The sequence below is a fragment of the Paramuribaculum intestinale genome (assembly GCF_030759015.1).
Classification (GTDB): Bacteria; Bacteroidota; Bacteroidia; order Bacteroidales; family Muribaculaceae; genus Paramuribaculum; species Paramuribaculum intestinale.
This window is the reverse complement of record NZ_CP098825.1, coordinates 1,534,541-1,555,682: the sequence shown is the minus strand read 5'-3', so window position 1 is coordinate 1,555,682 and position 21,142 is coordinate 1,534,541. Positions and strand designations below refer to the sequence as shown.

The following is a 21,142-nucleotide window of genomic DNA, read 5'->3' as shown; positions in this document are numbered from 1 at the left end:
GCCGGGAGGGTCGGGCAATGGTCTGTCCGGAGTATGTTATTTGGCAGCCGTTTTCGGCATTGGGGCGGTAGTGCCGTTCTTGGCGAACGATGCGATCTGCTCGTCGGTGTATCCGATGCTCTTGAGTACTTCGTCGGTATTTCCTCCGAGAGTCGGGCAGGGGCCGTAGGCAGGTTGGAAATTGGAGAGTGTGAACGGTACGCCTACGGTGACGAATTCGCCGACTTTGCCTCCCTGATTGATCTTTACCAGTGTGTTGCCGTCGTAGAGGCTCTGGTCGGTCATGATCTCCTTGGTCGACAGTACGGGCGCAACAGGCACTCCTGCCTTCGACAGGATGTCGGTCACCTCATGCTTGGTCTTGTCGATGCAGAACTTCTGTATGCGGTCCCAAATCTGCTGTTTGTGACGGTCGCGCGCGTCGGCTGTATTGAAGTCGGGATTGGTGAGCCAGTCCTCGAATCCGAGCGCCTTGCAGGCAAGCTCAAAGTCCTTGGCGCCTCGCTGCAGTATGACGTAGACGTAATCGTTGGGGTCGGTAGCCCAGTTTTTGCATTTGTAGGTCCATCCGAGCACTCCGGATCCCTCCTGGTTGCCTGAACGCGGCACGAAGTCACCGAATTTCCCGTCGGGATACTGTGGGAACTGTGTCAGATATCCGATACGGTCGAGTGTCAGCTGGTCGCGCGTCTTGATGCGGCACAGGTTGAGGCAGGCGTTGTGCATCGACTGGTATACGTAGCAGCCCTCGCCGGTTTTCTCGCGCTGACAGAGTGCGGCCAAAAGTCCGATGGTCAGATGCATACCGGTGTTGGAGTCGCCGAGCGCCGCGCCACTCTGAGTCGGCACGTTGTCGGGGCCTTCCCACCATCCGGTGGTTGATGCAGCTCCGGCAGTGACCTGTGCGACAGGTTCGTATGCTTTCAGATTGGCATATTTCGAACTTATGGGGAAGCCTTTGATAGTGCCGTAGATACATTTTGGATTGAGTTTGTGAACCACTTCCCAGCTGAATCCGAGTTTATCCATGGCTCCGGGATGGAGGTTTTCCACGAATATGTCACACTCCTTGATGAGGCGTGTGAGGATATCTTTGCCGTCGGGTGTGGCGGCGTCGAGAGCAAGTGATTTCTTGTCGGAATTAAGCTGCAGGAAATAGTAGCTCGGGCAATCGGGGTCGAACTGGATTTCATTACGGGTTGCATCTCCGGTGCCGGGGCGTTCGATCTTTACCACATCGGCGCCGAGCCATGCAAGAAGCTGTGTGCATGACGGGCCTGACTGTACGTTGGTGAAGTCCACCACTTTGATGCCTTGTAAAGGAGCTGTGTTCATAGTAGTAATGTTGTTTTTATGTTAGTTTGTGTTGTTCTATGCGTGTGTTACATTTGAGTTACATTTCTATAACATCCGGCTGCCGTGATTAGTTCGAAGCTCCGGCGGTGTCTGAATGTCGGGCGGAAAATGATACATTGTCTTTGGATATCAGTCATTACATTGTGTTTTCGGATCGTGTAGGGAAAAAACCTGAAAAGTTTTTGAATTAAATTTGTTTGTAATTGATTTTTTTCTTTAATTTGCCGTCATAACAACCCCCTAAACAATTGCGCCATGATGCATAAACACAATTTCTATGCCGGCCCATCGATTCTGAGCCAGTACACAATCAAAAACACCGCTGAAGCAGTAATTGACTTCGCGGGCACAGGACTTTCCATTCTTGAGGTGTCACACCGCAGCAAGGAGTTTGTGGCAGTCATGGAAGAGGCTCGTGCGCTTGTGAAAGAGCTTCTTGAAGTGCCCGACGGTTACTCGGTGCTGTTTCTCGGCGGCGGCGCCAGCCTCCAGTTCTGCATGGTTCCGTTCAATCTGCTTGCCCGCAAGGCCGCATATATGGAGACCGGCACCTGGGCAGTCAACGCCATAAAGGAGGCACGCCTGTTCGGAGAGGTCGACGTCGTGGCCTCGTCGAAGGATGCCAACTTCAATTATATTCCTAAAGGTTTCACTGTTCCGCAGGATGCCGACTACTTCCACTATACGTCCAACAACACAATCTACGGCACCGAAATACGTCATGATCTTGATGCCGGCAAGGTAAGGCTGGTGTGTGATATGTCGTCCGACATATTCTCGCGCCCGGTGGATGTGTCGAAATACGATGTGATCTATGCCGGCGCTCAGAAAAACCTGGCTCCGGCCGGTGCCACCATCGTGATAGTACGTGAGGATGCTCTCGGACACGTTGAGCGCCCGATACCTACCATGCTTGACTATCGGACGCATATCAAGAAGGACTCGATGTTCAATACCCCGCCTGTTCTGCCGATATTCTCGGCTCTCCAGACCCTGCGCTGGTATAAGGAGCAGGGAGGAGTGAAAGAGCTTGAGAAACGCGATATAGCCAAGGCTGACTTGCTGTATGAGGCTATAGATTCGTCGCGGATGTTCGAAGGCACGGTGAAGGATCATGCCGACCGTTCGATAATGAACGTGTGCTTCGTCATGAAGCCCGAATACAAAGAGTTGGAGAAAGAGTTTGTGGATTTTGCCGCCGCGCGGGGCATAGTCGGCATTAAGGGCCACCGTTCGGTGGGAGGCTTCAGAGCTTCGCTCTACAATGCGCTCCCGATCGAAAGCGTGCGTGCTCTGGTCGAGGCCATGAATGAATTCCAGTCGTCACACTGATAAATCACGCAATGATATGAAAGTTCTCGTTGCAACCGAAAAACCTTTTGCGGCTGTGGCCGTGGAGGGGATACGCAAAGTGATGGACGAAGCGGGCTATGAACTCCTGCTTCTGGAAAAATATCAGAGCAAGGAGCAGCTTCTTGAGGCTATGGCCGATGTGGATGCTCTGATAGTGCGTTCCGACAAAGTTGACGCCGAAGTGATCAATGCGGCCGGCAATCTCAAAATTGTGGTGAGAGCCGGTGCCGGTTATGACAATGTGGATCTTCAGGCAGCCACGGCGCGTGGTATATGCGTGGAGAATACTCCGGGACAGAATTCCAATGCTGTAGCCGAACTGGTGTTCGGTCTCGCCGTGATGGCTGTGCGGAACGGCTACAACGGCACATCCGGCTCCGAGCTTAAGGAAAAGACTCTCGGCATACATGCTTTCGGTCAGGTGGGTCGCAACGTGGCCCGTATAGCCAAGGGATTCGGCATGGAGGTGTCGGCTCTCGATCCGTTCTGCCCCGACGAGGTGATGGCGGAAGCGGGAGTAAAGCCTGTGCATAGCGTGGAATCGCTTTATGCCGACAATAAGATAGTGTCGCTCCATATTCCGGCCACCGACGCTACCCGCCGTTCGGTAGGGCGTGATCTGATCACCCTTATGCCAAAAGGTGGAGTCCTGATTAATACGGCCCGCAAAGAAGTGATCGACGAGGAGGGACTCGCGCAAGCACTCGAACAGAGGCCAGATATCAAATATGTGGCGGATGTGAAGCCCGACAATGCCGATGAGCTGACAGCGCGCTTCGGTGACCGGGTGTTTTTCACTCCCAAGAAGATGGGCGCACAGACAAGTGAAGCCAATATCAACGCCGGCATAGCTGCCGCCCGCCAGATAGTAGACTTTCTGAACAACGGTGTGGATACCTTCCGTGTCAATAAATAATGTGGGATGAGCCGTTACGGCACCTCTTCATTATAGAACCGAAAATCAAAGGCGCTGTGTCAAAATCGATTCTGACACAGCGCCTTGCGTGTCGTTGCAGGCTTCGTCTATAATTGTCGCCGGAGGATTATTTCATGAACACGAGGTAGACGGCACCCACAAGCAGTGCAAAGGCTGCGATATGATTCCATCGCAGTTCGAATCCCTCGAAGGCCATGATGCTGAACACTACGAACACCACAAGAGTGATCACTTCCTGCATCACTTTGAGCTGTATGAGTGAGTACGGGCCACCGTTACCCTCGTATCCAATACGGTTGGCGGGTACCTGACAGCAGTATTCGAGCAGAGCCACTCCCCATGAGAACAGTATGACAGCGTAGAGAGGCCATGAAGCCGATACTCCCGACGCCGACAGCCTGAGATGGCCATACCAGGCGAATGTCATGAATATGTTGCTGATTACGAGCAGAATTATTGTAGATAATGCGGGTGACATAATGATGTAATTAAAATTTGCATGCAAATTTACTTATCAACCCGCTTTTTTTGCGTATTTTTACAGAAAATTCTATTCAATTATGGCCAAAAACCAAGTCAACAGCAATGACTACGACTTTGTGTTGCCGCTAACTGTGCGCGATTACGAGCTTGATGTGCAGGGGATAGTGAATAATGCCAATTATCTGCACTATCTTGAACATACGCGTCATGCCTTCTGCACGGCGGCCGGCATGTCGTTTGCATCCATGCATGAGCGTGGCATCGATCCTGTGTTGCGTAAGGTTGAGATAGAGTATCTCACTCCGCTTCGGTCGGGCGACGCTATGGATTCGTGTCTTTCGATGAGCCGCGAGGGCGCGAAATTTATATTCCGTCAGGATATATTCCGTAATCCCAGCGGCGAGCCTGTGGTGAGAGCCAGAGTGGAGGTGGTGTGTCTGGAGCAGGGACGCCTGACACGCGGCGATGCTCTCGCCGAGGCTTTCTCTGAGTATATCAACGGTTGATACAAGTGGATATGGACCGCCGTCAGCTTTCGCTCCGAATAGCTTTCTCGCAGCTTCGCGGCATCAACCAGATGCTTGCCCGCGAGATTCTGGCCCGAATCGGGTCGGAAGAGGCTTTTTTCGAGGCTACCGACAGGCAACTTGCTGCGGTCATGGGCTTTTCCAACAGAATATTCGACCGTCAGTATCGCGACGGACTGCTGAAGGCGGCCGAGGTCGAGGCTGACTTTACGGAGGCCGGCCATGTGGATGCGACCTATTTTACGGATGCCGATTATCCTTCGCGGCTGCATGACTGCACCGACGCTCCGCTGATGCTGTATTCGACGGGTAGTTGCAGGCTGAACGATGTCCTGACGGTAGGTGTGGTAGGCACGCGCCATGCTACTCCCTACGGAGTGGATTTCTGCCGCAAGCTTGTGGAGGGGCTGGCGTCGCGTGTCGGCGCACCGGTGGCAGTGGTCAGCGGTCTGGCATACGGCATCGACGTCGCAGCCCACAGGGCAGCGATAGAGTGCGGGTTGCCAACCGTGGCGGTGCTTGCCCATGGTCTGAACACCATATATCCTGCGGCACACCGCAATACGGCGGTAGAGATGGTGAGAAGCGGCGGACTGCTGCTTACCGACTATATGAGTTCGGCAGCGGTCCATAAAGGCAATTTTCTTGCCCGCAACCGTATCGTGGCCGGCATAAGCGACTGTCTGGTAGTAGTGGAGTCGGCCGAAAAGGGTGGTGCGATGGTGACAGCCCGTATAGCCTCGGACTATGACCGGGATGTATTCGCTTTGCCCGGACGTACGTCGGATATATACAGCGCCGGATGCAACAGCCTTATAAGACGCAATGTGGCGTCGCTGGTAGGTTCGGCCGACGATCTGATCGACGCCATGCGTTGGCCCCGACGGCAGCAGGAGACCGCTCAGTCGACGCTTTTTCCTGAAATCAGTGGCGAAGAACAGTCGGTGATGGACTATCTCAGAGAGAGAGGAGAGGCGCAGATCAATCGTCTGTCGGTGGACCTTGACATACCTGTGGGACGTCTTACGGGTATGCTTATAGAAATGGAATTCAAAGGACTTGTGTTGCCTTATCCCGGCGCTAAATATCGTCCGGCATAGTCATCGAGTCAATATATGTCAAGCAGAATAAAACAGTAATATCATGGCAAAGACAATAGAGTCATCCGAACTTATAATCAACTCCGACGGGAGTGTGTTTCATCTGCATCTCAAGCCTGAGCAGCTTGCCGACAAGATAATACTCGTGGGTGATCCTGCGAGAGTGGATCTTGTGGCGGAACATTTCGACAGTATCGATTTCACGGTACAGAGCCGTGAGTTCCGCACCATGGGCGGAACGCTTCGCGGCGAGCGGATAATGTGTCTGAGTCACGGCATCGGGCCTGACAATATCGACATCGTTGTCAATGAGTTGGATGCGCTTGCCAACGTGGATTTCGTCACGCGGGAAGTGAAGGATCGCCGGCGCAGTCTGCAGATGGTGAGAATAGGCACTTCAGGCTCTCTTCAGCCCGATATACCTGTAGGGACACCGGTCATAGCAGTCAAGTCGATAGGTTTTGACGGTGTACTCAACTATTATGCAGGGCGCGATGAGGTGGCCGATCTGGACTATGAGCGGGCGTTATGCAGCCATACGGGATGGAATCCTCTCTGGGCGCGTCCCTACGTGGTGGCTTCCGATCCCGGACTGGTGGATCAGATAGGCCGCGACGATATGGTGAGAGGCAATACGATATCGGCTGTGGGCTTCTACGGTCCGCAGGGACGTGAACTGCGTCTGCCGCTTGCCAATCCGGATATTAACAGCCGTCTGGAATCGTTGAGCTATGATTCCCAGCGCATCACCAACTATGAGATGGAGTCGGCTCCGCTTCAGGGACTGTCGTTGCTTATGGGTCACAGAGCCATGACCGTATGCTCGATAATAGCCAACCGTATGAACGGCAACGCTACTCCCAATTACCGCACTGCGGTCGAGGATCTGATAGCTACGGTGCTTGATCGGTTTGTTTCCTGAAATGTCGCAGACTATGCCCCGTCCGTTTACATTCGACCGTGTCGTCAGACTGATAATCACCGTAGTGGTGATATGCGGTGTATTATGGCTTGTCAATATACTGCGCAATGTGTTGCTGCCATTTTTTGTGGCATGCCTGATCGCTTATATGTTTGAGCCGTTTGTGCAGTTCAACCGGCGTCTGCTGCATCTCAGAGGACGTGTGGTGGCAATATTCGTGACGCTCTTCGAGTCGGTGTTCTTTCTGTCGGTATTGGGATGGTTTCTGGTGCCGATGCTTACCGAAGAGATGCATTCCATGGCCCGGATACTTCGCAATTATGCCTCGAGCGAGATACATATATCTTTTCTGCCGGCAGGTATCCATGAGTTCATAAAGAGTCAGGTGGACTTTGCCGCGATATCCGACATGCTGACCAAACAGGAGTGGATGTCGCTGATAGAAAGTGTGGTGTCGACCACATGGAATATACTTACCGGATCCATATCTCTGTTGCTTGGTATATTCAACTGGTTTATAGTGGTGCTCTATGTGGTGTTTATAATGATCGACTATCCACGGTTTTTCATGGCCATACGCCGCATGGTGCCGCCGAAATACCGTCCGATTGTGTTCAAGGTAGGCAGCGATATCAAGGTGTCGATGAACCATTATTTCCGTGGTCAGGCACTGGTGGCCTTCATAGTCGGACTGCTGTTCACGGCCGGATTCCTGATAATCGGTCTGCCGATGGCTGTGGTGCTCGGTCTGTTTATCGGATTGCTGAATATGGTGCCGTATCTTCAGCTGGTGTCGATAGTGCCTACTATCATACTCTGCATGGTCTATGCGGCCGGCGGGGGTGGTGATTTCTGGAGCATTTTCTGGCAGGCCATAGCGGTGTATTGCGTAGTGCAGGCTATACAGGATCTGATACTGACTCCGCGCATAATGGGCAAGTCGATGGGGCTTAATCCGGCCATAATACTGCTGTCGCTGTCGGTGTGGGGCACATTGCTCGGATTCATCGGCCTGATAATAGCACTGCCGCTGACCACTCTGCTGCTGTCGTATTACGACCATTATGTCATTGACAGGGTAGAGCGATCCGATGAGCATGGGCCGGTCATGGCTGATGAATAGTAGTCGGGCGATCGGAGTACGGTCAGCGTGAGCCGAACGCCTTGCGGTTGAGCCAGCGTCGGACCGGTTCGTCGTAGACTTTGAGAAGCACCCATGCGAGCAATATCAGTCCGAACCACATCGCCACGCACAGAGGCCAGATGTCGGCGAAGGCACGTTCGGTCGGTGCAGCCCATATCCATGCGTAAAGAAGATACATGAACGGATAGTGTATGATATAGATCGGATATGAAATATTGCCGAAAAAGTCGCACAGTCCACGAGATATGCGGTCGGTGGTGCAGCCGGATGCGCCGAGATATACCACTGCGGGGAACACGGCGAGTGTCATCACGGAGTCGAATATGCCGTTCCATACGCTCGGATTGCCGTCGGGTGTGATATAGGGCACGCACATAACGCCTATGATAGTGGCGCTGCAGATCCAGAAGGCTCCACGGATTCTGACGGGCTTGAATCCTCTCGACATGAGCAGGCCGATGCTGAATGAGAACGACACCCGGAGCAGGCCGCCAAGCCACCCGTAGTCGGCGGCCGTCCATCCGTTGCCGATATGGTAGGCTCCTGAAAGATTCATGACAGCCGTAAGGGCAAGACCTATGCCGCTGAGGGCCACAACCCATCGCAGGGCACGGCCTGAAAGACGGTGGAGCACCACAGCGTAGGCTATGCTTGCGATATATTCAAAAAACAGCGACCAGGCCGGACCGTTGAGCGGAAACATCTCTCCGTTGCCTCTGACTTCGGCAGCTGTGTGGGGGAGTGCCGGAAGCATCAGTATGCCGAGCAGGAAGCACAGCATGACAGACCATGACGCTACCGGAGTGTGATCCCACTGTTCGGAGCCCTGTATCATAAAGGCTACGACGCCGAACACCACTCCCATGACAAGCATCGGATGAAGGCGGATGACACGCCGCAGCATGAATTCTCCTTTGGTAAGCCCCTGACGCCACCGGCCGTCGTAGGCATAGCCTATCACGAAGCCCGACAGGACGAAGAAAAAGTCGACGGCCAGATAGCCGTGGTTGAATCCTTGATCGACCGGAGATGTGGCGAATCCCTCGAAGAAGTGATACCATATCACCATAAGGGCCGCGACTCCGCGCAGGCCGTCGAGAAGTTCGTAGTGGGGCTTTGAGGTGGAGAAAATCCGTGATGCTGTGAATGCCGACATATTTGTAGTTTGGTTGTTTGACTGTGGAGAATTATTCGGCGGAGTGTTTCCGTCGTGCAAAACTACTTATGCTGAAGATGAAAATTTTTGATCTGCGTCAAATTCGGCGGTTACGCCGCAGGCGCGACAGTGTAGGGAGCGTGATGCCGAGATATGAGGCTATGTATCCGAGTTTGGCCCGTCGGCACACTTCGGGAAACTGCAGCCTGAACGCCTCGTAGCGTTCGGCCGCCGGAAGCGTCAGCCGTTATTTGTGGGAGCGGTGTCATTCTGATGTATGATGTTGGTCATCATCGGCCAGTGGCTCATGATATCAGCGAGTCTTTGAATCCGATGAAGTAGAGTATGCCGTCGAGTCCGATGGTCGAAAGCGACTGGTCGGCGGTGGCTTTCACCTTGGGTTTGGCGTGGAATGCTATGCCGAGTCCGGCGGTGGCGAGCATAGGGAGGTCGTTGGCTCCGTCGCCTACGGCTATGGTCTGTTTGATGTTGACATTCTCCACCTGCGCGAGCAGCCGGAGCAGTTCGGCTTTTCTGCGTCCGTCGACTATATCGCCCAGATGCCGGCCGGTGAGTTTGCCGTCTTTGATCTCCAGTTCGTTGGCATAGACATAGTCAAATCCGAAGCGTTGTTTGAGGTAGTTGCCGAAATATGTGAATCCGCCGGAGAGTATAGCTGTCTTGTAGCCAGTGCGTTTGAGTGCTGTCATCATACGGTCCACTCCTTCGGTGATCGGAAGGTTTTCGGCTATGTCGCGCATCACGCTTTCGTCGAGTCCCTTGAGGAGCGCTACCCGACGGGTGAAGCTTTCGCAGAAGTCAATCTCTCCGCGCATGGCGCTTTCGGTGATCGCTCTGACTTCGGCTCCGACTCCGGCGCGGTCGGCGAGTTCGTCGATCACTTCAGTGCCTATCAGTGTGGAGTCCATGTCGAAGCATACGAGTCGCCGTGCACGTCGGTACATGGTGTCTTCCTGAAGCGATATATCCACTTCGCGGAGATTGGCGATCTCCATGAAGCGCTTCTGCATCTCCGTCTGGTCGTCGAGATTGCCTCTGACCGATATCTGTACGCACGATTTGCTGAGCGGATTCTCGCCGTGCAGCGGCATTCGTCCGGTCAGTCGTTTTATTCCGTCGATGTTAAGCCCCATCTCGGCCACCACACGGCTGACATCGGCTATCGCGGCGGCCGTCAGCCGTCGGCCGAGGAGTGTGATTATCCATCGGTCCTTTCCTTGAAGTCCGACCCACTGTTGGTATTCATCGGCGCTGACCGGACTGAAACGGATGTTGACATCGAGTTCGTAGGCCTTGAACAGGAGGTCTTTCATCAGGTCGCCCGACACACGGCTGTCGGTCTTGATGAGTATGCCGAGTGCGAGTGTGTGGTGTATGTCGGCCTGTCCGATGTCAAGTATTGTAGCGTCGTATCGCGCGAGTATTTCCGAAAGCTCAACGGTCACTCCCGGACGGTCGTTGCCGGTGATGTTAAGCAGCATCAGTTCTATATTGCTGTCACGGTCGGTTTTCATAATTGTATTGGTTTAAGGGATATATGTGTGATGGTTATTTCTGTCGGCAGGCATGATATTGTATCAGTCCATGCATTGGCGAGGCCACGATGTCGGAGGCTTTGAGGCCGTGGCGGTCGAGCGCGGCTTCGAGTCGTGGCGTGAAGTTGGCGGCGATGGATCCGCAGAAGCCTATCGGAAGTGTGTCGTAGCCGGGTAGGAGCATCAGGTTGCGTTCGATGAATGCGTCGAAGCAGCCGTCGACAATCGCTTCGATCTCCGGACGGTCGATATGGTCGCTTGCCAGACGTGCGAACGATGCAAGAAACCGGTTGGCGTCGTGCCGCCGGTAGATGTGTTCGATGATTCCGGTGGCGTCGGTGCCGGCAAACTCCATGACGGCCTGACAGAGGTCGTCAGGCAGTATGCCGCGCAGTGCGTCGGCCACAAGTCGACGGCCTATGGCTGAGCCGGATCCTTCGTCGCCGAGCACGTATCCGAGCGGTGATATGGATCTGACGATACGTCCTCCATTGTCGGGGCTATACAGGCAACAGTTGGATCCGGTGCCCATGATGCATGCGATCCCTTCGTTGTGGCCGCACAAGGCTCGTGCGGCGGCAATGAGGTCGCCGTCGACATATATGCGTGCTTTGGGATAGACGGCTCCGAGGGCATCGGCTATCGTGGCACGCTGGGCGCCGGTGCGGCATCCGGCAGCGTAAAAATGCACCGTGTCGATCTCCTGGGCACGGCGCGACGATGGCAGCGAACACAATAGTGTGGTGTGTAGGTCGTCGGGCGACAGCAGGCTTGCGTTCATGCCAGGCGATGTGAATCGCTCCACAATCGCGCCGCTGTCGCCGACCATAGCCCATTTGGTGGTGGTGCTTCCGCAGTCGGCAATTAGTTTCATGCTACAAATTTAACAAAATGCCCTTATAAATACATTATCGTAAGAGCAAAAAATGCGATGAAGTCAGCAGGCTATACCGACGGCAGTCGATGTGTAGTAAAATTTAAGCTAAACCGTAAAATCGGTTAAATAGGCGGTGAAGGGTTAAACCTCATTCAACGAATCCGGTCAAATAAGCGTTGACTTCGAAGAAACGACAAAACAAACGTAAGAAAAAACTATATGAAAAAATGAATAGAATAGCAGCCTTTGCGCTCGCAGCAACAATAGGCCTTGGAAGCATGACAGCGATGGCCGATGACAATGTGAAGAAGAATGACGCCGCACGCGACAAACAGCCGGTATGCTGTCTGCAGGGCATCACCCTGACCGAAAAACAGAAGGCCGAGATCGCAGCTCTGCAGGCCAGCAGGCAGAAGGAACTGCAGGCGCGGCGCGACCAGCGGGACAAGGACCGGCAGCAGAAGGCCGGTATGCGCCAGACCGAACGCAAGAATTATCTTGCGGAGATGAAGAAGATTCTCACTCCGGAGCAGTACGTGCAGATGCTGGAAAACAATTTTGTCAATGGCCGGGCCATGCGTGCCGACGGTCGTAAGTTTGACAAGGATCGTAAAAACGGCAAGGACAAGAACCGCAAGAATGACCGCATGCGTGGCGCCAATCGTCAGCAGACCAATGGGACAGCAGCTGCATCGGGTCAAGGTGTGGCTCTGTGAAGCTGGCGACGGCGATGAGTGACGCTGCGTGAGCGGCATCCATACAAACACATTATCCCCGCAGAAAAAATCCTGATGAATTTTCTGCGGGGATAATGTGTTTGTTTCTTTTTCAGAGGTGGTAATACCGCAGTTTCAGGCGCAGTTTCAGGCGTCGGATAAGATTGAGCGGTTTACGGTGCAGATGGCCTGCGTGATGGGCTATGAAGTCGTCTACAGCTTCAAGCACGCGCGATGAGTTATGTCCGTCGCGGTGAGCTTCGTGATGGGATGTATATCGGTCGATCTCTTTCATCAGTTCGGGAGGGCGGGTCAGTGCGGTTTCAATGGCCTGTCCGATGTCGTCGGCGTTTCTGACGTCGATCAGATGTGGTCCGGGATGGGTGTTGCGATAGGTGACCACCGGTTTGCCGAGCATCATGTATTCCACAGTAATGCTTGATGAGTCACAGAGCATGACGTCGCTTCGCAGGAATGTTTCAAGTCCTTTGTTAAGCCGTGCGAATTCCACGTTTGGCATCTTGTCGGCCATGCGCTGATAGTCGTCGATGAGTTGCTGGTCATCGAGTTTGGGATGGAATGTGATGATCCAGTCCCATTGACGGGTTGCAGCAAGGTGAGTTATTGTCGGCAACAGATCCCATGCCGATGAAATACCTTTGGTGAAGGTGGGGGAGTAGAGTATCACCGGTCGATCCGATGAGCGCTCGACATGGTTGCTGTTGCGGAAGAAGGAGTCGGCTTTAGTCCATCCGGTCTCGTAGACTTTGAAAAAGCCGTGGCGCTTTTCAAGCATACGGAAATAGGGAGTGGAGCTTGGCCCCTGTGTGCAGTATATGTCAAACCATCCACGGATAGTGAAATGGTCGTCGATTTTTTCTATCCTCTTTTTCATCGGGTAGCCATGGAATACGGCTACCTTCACTCCCGGAAGGAAGTCGGGGATATGGTTGCCGGGCGCGAATATGGCAATCGGATTCCACCGTATGGCGTCGCGGAGTGTGGATATGCGTCGTTCGTCGAGAAGAAGCATGTCCGGGCATGAGGGTTCGAGAAACCATGCTGCCTCGTCGCCCCGGCGACGGATCTCCTCCTGAAGTGGCCGGAGTATGGCGTAGGCGTAGCTCAGCGATGCGTAGAGCAGGTAACGGCGTGGTGATCGTTCCATCGTTCAGTCAAGTATGAGATCGTATTTCACTTTGTGGCGTCGCACAAAGCGGCTCCAGAACCGCCGGCGCGCATCCATCATGAGCCGGAAGCATTCTTCGGGGTCGAATCCGCGTGCTGCGGCGTATTCCTTAGCCAGCAATTCGAACAACTTCGGTTGTCCCCATAGCCGTGCGAAGTTGGCGCATCCTCTCTTGATGTCGACTTCGCCGAAACGCATGCGGTTGATGTCGACGAGTGCGAAGCGGTGTGAACCGTCGGGGAGAGTTTCGTAGAGGATATTGCCGGGGGAGAAGTCGAGGTGTGTCAGATGTGCCTCATGTATGTGGGCTGCAAACCGCGCGAGGTCGCGTGCGAGGCTGATATGTTCGGGGCGATCCATGCGTGCGTTGCCGAGTTCGTAGAGTCGTCCGGGCAGTTCGGACTGCAGGCTGACGAAGTAGGTGTAGCCTATGAGACCGGCGGTGCGCTCCTCGATGTAGGCTACCGGAGCGGGAGTGTCTATGCCTGCTGCAATGAGGTGTTCAGGGTATGTGAATGCCCTTATTCCCTTGGGGCGGCGAAAGCAGGAGTAGATAAGACGGTTTGGCCAGTGGGGTATGGCGTATCGTTTGACGTTGAGCTGCAGATGGCCGTCGGGGCTGATCACTCTGATATGGTTGCGTCCGGAGTGTATCTCCCGGCCATAGTCGAAGTGGGTGGTGATATCGGAGAGATATGGCCGGAGATATTCGTATTGGGGTGAGATGGTTATTTTCATCGTTGGTTGAAGTCGTGGTTGAGTAGCTGGAGATAGGCTTTGAGCCGCAGGAGTGTGGAGTCGCTTTTCCCTTCATTTTCCAGAGTGCCGCCTGTGTAGATGTCGATGACGTGATAGCCGCAAGTATCGAGCATTGCGGCTTCTTCGGGGCGTGCGAAGTAGGCGAATTTCGGGGATGAGCTGTCGAATATGTCTTTCGAGAATGTGAATCGGCTGTGGTCGATGCCGAGCATACCGAGGAGTGTGGCCGCGATGTCGGTTTGCGACGCGGGGATGTCGATCGTGCCGTGGCGGCGGAGCGCGCCGCCGGTCATGACAAGCGGTATGTGGTGACGGTCACGCATCGATGTCAGATTGCGCGGGTGGCATCCGTAGTGGTCGGCGACAAGTACGACGAGTGTGGAGTCCCATCGTGGTGTCAGGCTGAGTTTGTCGACAAACCGTCCGACAATGCTGTCGGTGAATGCGAACGCGTTGGCTTCCTTGCCGGGGAGGATGGTCGCAGGTACATCGAACGGCTCATGGCTGCTTGAGGTCTGGATGACTGTAAGCCTGGGGGCGCCGTTGTCGCGGGCGGAAGCCAGATCATGCTCTACGCGGCTGAAAAGTATATCGTCGTGTGCTCCCCATTTGCCGAGCCGTTGGGTGATCGGGAAGTCGGTGTCGGACACTATGCGGCTGAAGCCTCCGGCAGCGAGCAAGGCACGCATGTTGGTGAAATTGATGTCGCCGCCGTAATAGTAGGTGAGGTCATAGCCGGCATCTTTGAGGGCGAGCGGCAGGGATGGCAGAGACTCAATTTTCCCCACTGACTTCATTACGCTTACGGTAGGTATGCCGGGATAGGCCGACAGTACGGATGCCAGAGCACGATCGGTGCGGAAGCTGTTGGCGTAGAATTCAGTGAAGCTCAGTCCGGCGGATGCGATGCTGTCGAGCCGTGTGGCTATCGCTTCGCCTCCCATGGAGGGCATAAGGTGTGTTGAGAAGCTTTCAAGCAGTATTATGTAGATGTCGGGTCGTGAGGCTGACAGCAGTGTGGTGTCGGGGATGCATTGTCGCAGCGATGTGGCGATGAGATGCGGTTCAAGATCTGCGAGCTGACGGTCGTCAATCGAATTGAGGGTTTTCAGCTCCTTGTTCTGGTGGGTTGCCGAATAGAGTAGATTGAACACCGGATTTGTGGCCGCATGGTTGAGTTTCATTTCCGGGCTGAAGTATGCACGTCCGGGATTCATTGTCGAAACGGTGAATCCGCCGCGCAAGGGGATGAAAAGCAGGGCTGTGGCCAGGATCATCACGGCTGTGGCTTTCAATCGGGCGTCTCTGTTGGGGCGGGGGAGCTGCAGCCTGATCACTGCATGGTTGTAGAGCAGGTAGATGATTACAGCCGACAGCACTATGCACGACAGGCCTCCGGCCTTCTGCGCCGCAGTCATACCGCCGATGACAGCGGCAGGTGAGGTGATGAAGTAGAATATCGGGGTCATGTCGAGCTTGAAGCCCCAGTGGGTATAAAGGGCTGTGTCGAGAACGAATACGGTGCCGCACAACAGGCTGACGATTATGAAATATGCGCGTTCGATTGCCGACAGCATACGGCTGTCAGTCCACAGGTGGGCGATTGCCAGAATGGCCGGCAGGATGGATATGTAGGCGGCGATGGTGCAGTCCATGGGTAGTCCGTGGACTATGGCAGCCATGATCTGTCGCATGCCGAACGGGTCGTATATGTCGGTATGACAGAATACGAACACTATTTTTCCAATAACCGAAATGGCTACCGTGAGTGCGAATGTGAACAGTATCTTGCAGATGTATCTCAACATGGTCGTGCAGATGAATGAGGAATCAATGGCCTTTGATGATTTTCCGGTCGGTTTCTGAAAGTGAATCGGCGAGCGCTTCGGGCACAAACCGCCAGTTGTGATCAGTCGTCGGGGTGATGGTGCCGTTCTTTTCTATCTCTTTCATCATGTAGTATCGTAGGTCGATGTCGGTGCTTGCAACTGTACGCTGCTTCATCTCCTCCTTGCTGAGTCCGGCTCCGCGTGTCATAAGGTCGCCTCCGCCGTTCCCGCGATAGGAGTTTACGGCTACTGTGTAGGTGTGTGCCGGGTCGAACGGTGTGCCGTCGGCCATGGATGTGATGTTGACACGTTTGCCTTTGGGCTGCGTGATGTCGACAGTGTATTCGATGCCTGCGGCGGAGTCGAAATTGTATGCCGGATTGCGCAGCCGGTTGTCGTTGGCCGAGGGTCGCTTTGATCTGAACAGCAGCAGATGTCTCCCGGGATTTGTGGCGGCGGTGTCGACCCAGATGGAGTATGATTCCTCGAGATAATCGCGGATCTCCCTGCCGGTGAGCTTCATTGTGAGGAGCATGTTCTCGTATTTGTAGAGGCCGAACATGTCGCTTACCCTTACATCGCCGGGCTTGATCACGGCGTCGATCGACAGTGGTGCGGCAAATGAGATGTCGGCGCCTGTCAGCTGAAGCTGCAGCCGGTGGATTAGTGTCATGAAAGGTGACGGGCCGAAAAGTGACTCCGAGGAGTCAAACAGTCCTTCGCTGCGGCCTATGATACGTCCGGTGAAGTTCTCTACGGCCTGGCGTTGCGCTCCGAAATGCGACATATACTCAGGCGACGGATTGAGAGTGTCGACATCGGCGAGCGATCCTGTTATACGCTTGTCGATGATTGTTCCATCGGAGTCGATTGAAAGTGTAATGTCAAGCACTCCTACCGCCTTGGCATCGTTGGCGGGATTCAGCAGTACGACCGGCCGGCCTTCGGGATTGGTCACGATGCGGTTGGCGCGCTGGTGGTCGTGTCCTCCGAGTATGGCGTCGAATCCGGCAACGTTGCGGGCTACTTCAAGACAGGCGTTCTCTGTCAGCCCCGGACGTCTGGAGGCGTCGGAATATCCCGAGTGGAAGAGTCCGATGACGATGTCGGGGTTTTCCTTACGCCGGACGGTTTCCACCCATTTTTGTGCCGATGTGGTGATGTCCTCGAATCTGAGGCCGCTCCATAGCGGTTCGGGGAGCCACATTGGTATGCCCGGGGTGAGCATTCCGATGACGGCCGTCCGGATGCCCTGGCGCTCTATTATCGTGTATGGTCTGAGGTATGGGAGTCCGGTGGCGGTGTCGATGACGTTGGCGCCCATTATGGGCACGTCGGTAGCTTCGATCCAGCGGTCGTACACCTTGTGGCCGGTTTCCACATCGTGGTTGCCTATGGTGGCGGCATCGTACGACATATAGTCGTAGATTTCGGAGGCGATATGACGCGATGCGGTATCGACAAAATTGTAGTAGTAGACCGTCGGCTGTCCCTGGAGTATATCGCCGTTGTCGAGCAGTATAACTGATTCAGGGCCGTCGGATGAGCGGAGTGAATCAACGAATGTGGCTACTCGCGCCATGCTGCCGTTCCATGGAGTGCGTGTGATGAAGTTGTAGGGGAAGAAATTGCCATGGACGTCGGATGTCTCGACTATTTTCAGCCGCACTTCCCGGGGTGGTTGCGTTGTCGTGTCTGCGGCTCCTGCCGCTGATGTGATGCTCATGATGATAAGGAGAGCGAGTATTTTAATGCGTGTCATTGTCGTTGCGTTCTGTGAGATGTTAAGAGCCGGATCGACGTGGCGGCATTGATGTCGATGTTTAGTTGTTGCCTGTATAAAGACATCGTATTTTGCCTACTTTGAGTTTGCCTTCAAGCTTGAGGGGAATATGGCCTGGTGCGGTCCATATCCAGATGTCGATGTCGTCAGATGTCTTAGCCGACTTTTCGTCGGTGAATGTGAAGCTGATACGGTAGGTGGGGTATGTGCGCCCGTCGAGTTTCAGCTCTTCCGTTCCGAGATATTTTATGGTGAGAAGTTCTTTTCTTTTTCCGGAGAAAATGTTGATGGTCTTGGAGTAGCCGGATTTCAGGTTTTTGAAATCGAGCATGCGCAGATAGTAGAACACGCTGACGAGGTCGACTGTAGGACCCTGTGCTTTGAGCGTGATGTCGGAGTGGCTGACGGTGCCTTTTTTCTTGCGCCGTATGCGGTGGGATGTGGCTGTGAATGTGTCGCCTGAACGCTGTATGCGTATTATGTCGTGGTCAAACCGTCCGTCTTCATGGGCTATTCGCTCGTAGTGGCGCGGAAGCATGTCGGTGCGGTCCATTATGGATATCAGTGTGTCGCGCAGAGTGTAGAAATGATCGGCCCACGGTTCGGAGCGGGCATAGAGTGTGGCCTTGAAGTGGTCGGGAGCCGATGTCAGCTTCAGGGTTGCGCGGCCGGCCTGCTTGTGTACAATGCCCCATTTGAACATCACTTTATAATTGAGCGTTTCGTCGGTGAAACCGTGTGCGGCCGTTGTCAGTGCTACACACAGCAAGGCTGTAAGCAGTATGATGTGTCTTTTCATTGCCTTGAGTTGATGTCGGGGAAGGGGAGCGCCGAGCGTGAGGCTTGCTCTATGCGTTTGTTGCGCCAGCATTTGCGGCATACGGAAATGTATCGGTCATTTCCACCTATTTCCACTTGCTGACCGGAGTCGGCGAAGTCGCCGTTGGCGTCGATGCGTGCGTTTACAATGGTCTTGCGCCCGCATGTGCAGGTTGATTTGATCTCGTCGATGGTGTCGGCGATCTCAAACAGTCGTCTGGAGCCTTCGAAAAGCCTGGAGCGGAAATCTGTACGAAGTCCGTAGCATATCACGTTGCTGCCGAAGTCGTCGACCACTCGCGACAGCTGATCGACCTGTGCCTCGGTGAGGAACTGGGCTTCATCGATGAGAAACCAGTCGATGACAGCCATGTTCTCCTCAAACAGTTGTTGGGCGAGCCTGTATAGGTCAGTGTCGCCATAGATCCACATACAGGGTCGTTCAATGCCGATGCGGGAGCGGATTACATTGTTGTTCTCTCGGGTGTCCACTACGGGTTTCAGGCATACGTGTTTCATGCCTCTTTCCTCAAGGTTGTAAGCTGTCGTCAGCAACAGGGCTGTCTTGGCCGATCCCATCGTTCCGTATCGGAAATATAGCTTGCCTCTGCGGTTCATGCTCCTGAAATTGATTAGTGTGGGCACACCGGTATGCGGATACATGGTGTGCGTTTGTCTTGCAAAATTACAAAAATATGTATCTACAGGAAATTAATGGACTGATAAAATGAGTTGGAGCGTCAGCGTTCAAACAAACGTTCAAGCAGTTCACAGCGCTGTCGCATAGTGAACTGCTTGTAGTCAAAGATTCTGATGCGGTTGCACTGGAGGCTGGTATTCCATTCTTATGTGAAAGGGTGTGTGTATGCCAACCATATGGACCGGTTAGCCGCAGTCTACTTGAGCAGGCGCAGGGCGGCCTTGATTACAGGCGAACCGGCTGTGCCGAAATAGCTGTCGTAATTCTCCCGGATTTCGATATCGGGTTTGATTCCGGTGCCTACGAACTCGGTGCCGTCGGGTGCTACGTCATGTTTGGAACATATATTGGCGTATGCCACGCCCGGTATGAGGACAATTTGCACTCCGTTGCCGGTAGAGCCGGCAGTGGGAGTACCTACAATCATGCCGCGTCCCATGCCGCGGAATGCGGCTGTGAAATCTTCGGCGGCAGAGAATGTTCCCCCGTCGACAAGTATAGCTGCCGGGCGGTCAAAGACAGGGCGGTCGGTAAAGGGCGGCAGGGTGTTTCCCGCCCCTTGATGTACAGGCTGATCCATGCCCCAAGACGCAAAAGCAGGAATGTAGGCTGGCGAAGTCCATTGGCCGGTCTTTATGGTGTCGGAGGTGAGATGGCGCAGGATGTAGTCGCCGTTGCCTGAGTTGCCGCCCTCGTTGCCCCGAAGGTCGATTATTAGTGCACGTGTCTTGAGTATGGAGGGATAGATATTGTCAAACTGCTGGCAGAAATCGGCATCCATGAAATTGTTGATGCGCAGAAGTCCCACTTTGTCCTTAAGAAGCGAGAATTCGATGGCGCGCGGTGACGAGGGCCAGAATTTCCCGTCGGGGGTGTATTCTGCATCAAGATTTGTCTTGCCGTCTCTGAACGTCATACGCATGGTTTCACCTTTCTTCGTGGCAAGAAGATTGTAGCCATTGAAGGCGGTGTGTTCGCTCCACTGAGGAGTGGAGGATGAAATATATGGCATGACGTGGGTATAGCCGTATTCTGCTACTGGGATGCCGTTGACGCTGACAAGCTCCATGCCGTGTTTTATGCCTTGTTCTTCAAGTGCAGGCGACAAGACCTCATCGGCGTAGACCCGTCCGTCGAGAATTACGGTCGATAACGGGGTGTAACATTTGTTTCGGTCGTAGCCGTAGACAAATGTATGGCCGTCACCAAGTCTGGCCGCCATGAGTTGCAGCAGTTCGCCGACTCGCTCGTCGTCACCGTTGTGGGCGGCATCGGCCACAGGCTCCATATTTGCTACGTAGAGACTGTCCCAGTCAAGTCTCACGCGCTTCATGAATGCGAAATTGCGTCTGACGCCCGACCACAGCCGCGAAAGACCCAGTAGCGCCAGTTCCCGTCGAGAAGCGAATGCGAGCGGGTCGTGTTTGGTAGCATCGAGCGAGTCGCAGTGTGTCCATACCTTTGGCAAACATATCTCACCAGTGGTGGTGGCCTTCATGAAGCTAAGACGTGAGTCGGCGCTGTCGTAGTCGTAGACATATATTGTGTTGAGCGGCTCGATGAGAGTGGCCGAACAGTGGTCGTTGTAACGTATCACGAAGTTGTCGCGGCCTATTTTCTGGAAGAAGTTGTCGAATTCGGCAGCCTTATTTTGGGAAACATCCGGGAGCGAGATGCGCAAGCCCTGCGTCCAGCCTTTGCCCAGACCTCGCTGCCAGAGGAATCCTCCTGGTGCTTTGGCGCCGTCGGATCCGGTGTATCTGACCTTACAGGTTTCGGCTCCGGGAGCGGTGAGCACTGCATTGTAAAGGGAATCAAGGCGGACTGTAATGGCGTTGATGTCCGCCTCCTGCGCGGCGATTGCAAATGGTAATGCAGCGCCCATTATGGCTGTGATGATTTTTCTCATTGTGAAATTTTCATTAGTGATTTGACA

General features: G+C 54.1%; 19 protein-coding genes and 1 pseudogene. 7 read left to right on the top strand and 13 right to left on the bottom strand.

What is annotated here, in order from left to right; all coding sequences use genetic code 11:
• Positions 1–36: 36 nt before the first annotated feature.
• Positions 37–1,335 carry a formyl-CoA transferase gene (gene frc, locus NF347_RS06945; protein ID WP_107035204.1) on the bottom strand — a complete coding sequence of 433 codons (1,299 nt, stop codon included), beginning with the start codon at positions 1,333–1,335 and terminating at the stop codon, positions 37–39.
• 279 nt (positions 1,336–1,614) lie between these two features.
• Here frc and serC point away from each other — a divergent pair, with 279 nt between their 5' ends.
• Together serC and NF347_RS06935 are read left to right on the top strand one after the other, a co-directional pair.
• Positions 1,615–2,688 (top strand): 3-phosphoserine/phosphohydroxythreonine transaminase, encoded by a 1,074-nt coding sequence (serC, locus tag NF347_RS06940; protein ID WP_107035300.1) that lies wholly within the window; start codon positions 1,615–1,617, stop codon positions 2,686–2,688.
• 16 nt (positions 2,689–2,704) lie between these two features.
• A complete protein-coding gene (locus tag NF347_RS06935; protein WP_107035203.1) occupies positions 2,705–3,625 on the top strand; it encodes an NAD(P)-dependent oxidoreductase in 921 nt (306 codons plus the stop codon).
• Between the two features lie 127 nt (positions 3,626–3,752).
• Here NF347_RS06935 and NF347_RS06930 read toward each other — a convergent pair whose 3' ends face one another.
• On the bottom strand, positions 3,753–4,124 hold the full coding sequence (locus tag NF347_RS06930) for a DMT family protein (protein WP_107035202.1): 372 nt from the start codon (positions 4,122–4,124) through the stop codon (positions 3,753–3,755).
• A gap of 82 nt (positions 4,125–4,206) precedes the next feature.
• Between NF347_RS06930 and NF347_RS06925 the strand changes: the two genes are divergently transcribed.
• Genes NF347_RS06925 through NF347_RS06910 form a run of 4 tightly spaced genes read left to right on the top strand, consistent with a single transcriptional unit; the run spans position 4,207 to position 7,801 of the window.
• Positions 4,207–4,635 (top strand): acyl-CoA thioesterase, encoded by a 429-nt coding sequence (locus NF347_RS06925; RefSeq protein WP_107035201.1) that lies wholly within the window; start codon positions 4,207–4,209, stop codon positions 4,633–4,635.
• An 11-nt stretch (positions 4,636–4,646) separates the two neighbouring features.
• Positions 4,647–5,756 carry a DNA-processing protein DprA gene (dprA, locus tag NF347_RS06920; RefSeq protein ID WP_107035200.1) on the top strand — a complete coding sequence of 370 codons (1,110 nt, stop codon included), beginning with the start codon at positions 4,647–4,649 and terminating at the stop codon, positions 5,754–5,756.
• Between the two features lie 43 nt (positions 5,757–5,799).
• A complete protein-coding gene (locus tag NF347_RS06915; RefSeq protein WP_107035199.1) occupies positions 5,800–6,678 on the top strand; it encodes a nucleoside phosphorylase in 879 nt (292 codons plus the stop codon).
• A gap of 13 nt (positions 6,679–6,691) precedes the next feature.
• A complete protein-coding gene (locus NF347_RS06910; protein WP_107035299.1) occupies positions 6,692–7,801 on the top strand; it encodes an AI-2E family transporter in 1,110 nt (369 codons plus the stop codon).
• 22 nt (positions 7,802–7,823) lie between these two features.
• On the opposite strand, the gene NF347_RS06905 is transcribed toward NF347_RS06910, so the two are convergent.
• The 4 genes and pseudogenes from NF347_RS06905 to NF347_RS06890 all read right to left on the bottom strand — a co-directional run bounded on the left by NF347_RS06905 (position 7,824) and on the right by NF347_RS06890 (position 11,408).
• Positions 7,824–8,978, bottom strand: coding sequence for an acyltransferase family protein (locus tag NF347_RS06905; protein WP_107035198.1), 1,155 nt, complete (start codon positions 8,976–8,978; stop codon positions 7,824–7,826).
• A gap of 97 nt (positions 8,979–9,075) precedes the next feature.
• A pseudogene (locus tag NF347_RS06900) lies at positions 9,076–9,243 on the bottom strand (Crp/Fnr family transcriptional regulator); the annotation flags it as partial.
• A gap of 40 nt (positions 9,244–9,283) precedes the next feature.
• Positions 9,284–10,513 carry a phosphoserine phosphatase SerB gene (gene serB / locus NF347_RS06895; RefSeq protein WP_107035197.1) on the bottom strand — a complete coding sequence of 410 codons (1,230 nt, stop codon included), beginning with the start codon at positions 10,511–10,513 and terminating at the stop codon, positions 9,284–9,286.
• Between the two features lie 34 nt (positions 10,514–10,547).
• Positions 10,548–11,408, bottom strand: coding sequence for an ATPase (locus NF347_RS06890; RefSeq protein ID WP_107035196.1), 861 nt, complete (start codon positions 11,406–11,408; stop codon positions 10,548–10,550).
• A gap of 230 nt (positions 11,409–11,638) precedes the next feature.
• Between NF347_RS06890 and NF347_RS06885 the strand changes: the two genes are divergently transcribed.
• Complete coding sequence (locus NF347_RS06885) at positions 11,639–12,127, top strand: hypothetical protein (protein ID WP_133165460.1); 489 nt, start codon at positions 11,639–11,641, stop codon at positions 12,125–12,127.
• Positions 12,128–12,239: 112 nt separating this feature from the next.
• Here the strand turns inward: NF347_RS06885 and NF347_RS06880 are convergent, their stop codons facing one another.
• The 7 genes from NF347_RS06880 to NF347_RS06850 all read right to left on the bottom strand — a co-directional run bounded on the left by NF347_RS06880 (position 12,240) and on the right by NF347_RS06850 (position 21,115).
• The gene (locus tag NF347_RS06880) at positions 12,240–13,295 is read right to left on the bottom strand and encodes a CDP-glycerol glycerophosphotransferase family protein (RefSeq protein ID WP_107035194.1); all 1,056 of its coding nucleotides are present in this window, start codon (positions 13,293–13,295) and stop codon (positions 12,240–12,242) included.
• Between the two features lie 3 nt (positions 13,296–13,298).
• Positions 13,299–14,054, bottom strand: a complete 756-nt coding sequence (locus NF347_RS06875) for a lipopolysaccharide kinase InaA family protein (protein ID WP_107035193.1) — start codon at positions 14,052–14,054, stop codon at positions 13,299–13,301.
• Positions 14,051–15,883, bottom strand: coding sequence for an LTA synthase family protein (locus NF347_RS06870; RefSeq protein WP_107035192.1), 1,833 nt, complete (start codon positions 15,881–15,883; stop codon positions 14,051–14,053). The genes NF347_RS06875 and NF347_RS06870 overlap by 4 nt, the downstream gene beginning before the upstream one ends.
• 22 nt (positions 15,884–15,905) lie before the next feature.
• Complete coding sequence (locus NF347_RS06865; RefSeq protein ID WP_107035191.1) at positions 15,906–17,666, bottom strand: bifunctional metallophosphatase/5'-nucleotidase; 1,761 nt, start codon at positions 17,664–17,666, stop codon at positions 15,906–15,908.
• Between the two features lie 61 nt (positions 17,667–17,727).
• Positions 17,728–18,486 carry a DUF3108 domain-containing protein gene (locus NF347_RS06860; RefSeq protein ID WP_161553800.1) on the bottom strand — a complete coding sequence of 253 codons (759 nt, stop codon included), beginning with the start codon at positions 18,484–18,486 and terminating at the stop codon, positions 17,728–17,730.
• The gene (locus NF347_RS06855) at positions 18,483–19,169 is read right to left on the bottom strand and encodes a thymidine kinase (protein ID WP_202613063.1); all 687 of its coding nucleotides are present in this window, start codon (positions 19,167–19,169) and stop codon (positions 18,483–18,485) included. The genes NF347_RS06860 and NF347_RS06855 overlap by 4 nt, the downstream gene beginning before the upstream one ends.
• 233 nt (positions 19,170–19,402) lie before the next feature.
• Positions 19,403–21,115, bottom strand: coding sequence for a S41 family peptidase (locus NF347_RS06850; protein WP_107035189.1), 1,713 nt, complete (start codon positions 21,113–21,115; stop codon positions 19,403–19,405).
• Positions 21,116–21,142: the final 27 nt, after the last annotated feature.

Bases quoted from the DNA above. Each gene is read 5' to 3' on its own strand.
- NF347_RS06925 (WP_107035201.1), top strand. From the start codon at position 4,207: ATGGCCAAAAACCAAGTCAACAGCAATGACTACGACTTTGTGTTGCCG.
- dprA (WP_107035200.1), top strand. From the start codon at position 4,647: ATGGACCGCCGTCAGCTTTCGCTCCGAATAGCTTTCTCGCAGCTTCGC.
- NF347_RS06875 (WP_107035193.1), bottom strand. From the start codon at position 14,054: ATGAAAATAACCATCTCACCCCAATACGAATATCTCCGGCCATATCTC.
- NF347_RS06850 (WP_107035189.1), bottom strand. From the start codon at position 21,115: ATGAGAAAAATCATCACAGCCATAATGGGCGCTGCATTACCATTTGCA.
- NF347_RS06855 (WP_202613063.1), bottom strand. From the start codon at position 19,169: ATGTATCCGCATACCGGTGTGCCCACACTAATCAATTTCAGGAGCATG.
- frc (WP_107035204.1), bottom strand. From the start codon at position 1,335: ATGAACACAGCTCCTTTACAAGGCATCAAAGTGGTGGACTTCACCAAC.
- serB (WP_107035197.1), bottom strand. From the start codon at position 10,513: ATGAAAACCGACCGTGACAGCAATATAGAACTGATGCTGCTTAACATC.
- NF347_RS06885 (WP_133165460.1), top strand. From the start codon at position 11,639: ATGAATAGAATAGCAGCCTTTGCGCTCGCAGCAACAATAGGCCTTGGA.
- NF347_RS06890 (WP_107035196.1), bottom strand. From the start codon at position 11,408: ATGAAACTAATTGCCGACTGCGGAAGCACCACCACCAAATGGGCTATG.
- NF347_RS06860 (WP_161553800.1), bottom strand. From the start codon at position 18,486: ATGAAAAGACACATCATACTGCTTACAGCCTTGCTGTGTGTAGCACTG.
- NF347_RS06865 (WP_107035191.1), bottom strand. From the start codon at position 17,666: ATGACACGCATTAAAATACTCGCTCTCCTTATCATCATGAGCATCACA.
- NF347_RS06870 (WP_107035192.1), bottom strand. From the start codon at position 15,883: ATGTTGAGATACATCTGCAAGATACTGTTCACATTCGCACTCACGGTA.
- NF347_RS06935 (WP_107035203.1), top strand. From the start codon at position 2,705: ATGAAAGTTCTCGTTGCAACCGAAAAACCTTTTGCGGCTGTGGCCGTG.
- serC (WP_107035300.1), top strand. From the start codon at position 1,615: ATGCATAAACACAATTTCTATGCCGGCCCATCGATTCTGAGCCAGTAC.
- NF347_RS06905 (WP_107035198.1), bottom strand. From the start codon at position 8,978: ATGTCGGCATTCACAGCATCACGGATTTTCTCCACCTCAAAGCCCCAC.
- NF347_RS06930 (WP_107035202.1), bottom strand. From the start codon at position 4,124: ATGTCACCCGCATTATCTACAATAATTCTGCTCGTAATCAGCAACATA.
- NF347_RS06915 (WP_107035199.1), top strand. From the start codon at position 5,800: ATGGCAAAGACAATAGAGTCATCCGAACTTATAATCAACTCCGACGGG.
- NF347_RS06880 (WP_107035194.1), bottom strand. From the start codon at position 13,295: ATGGAACGATCACCACGCCGTTACCTGCTCTACGCATCGCTGAGCTAC.
- NF347_RS06910 (WP_107035299.1), top strand. From the start codon at position 6,692: ATGCCCCGTCCGTTTACATTCGACCGTGTCGTCAGACTGATAATCACC.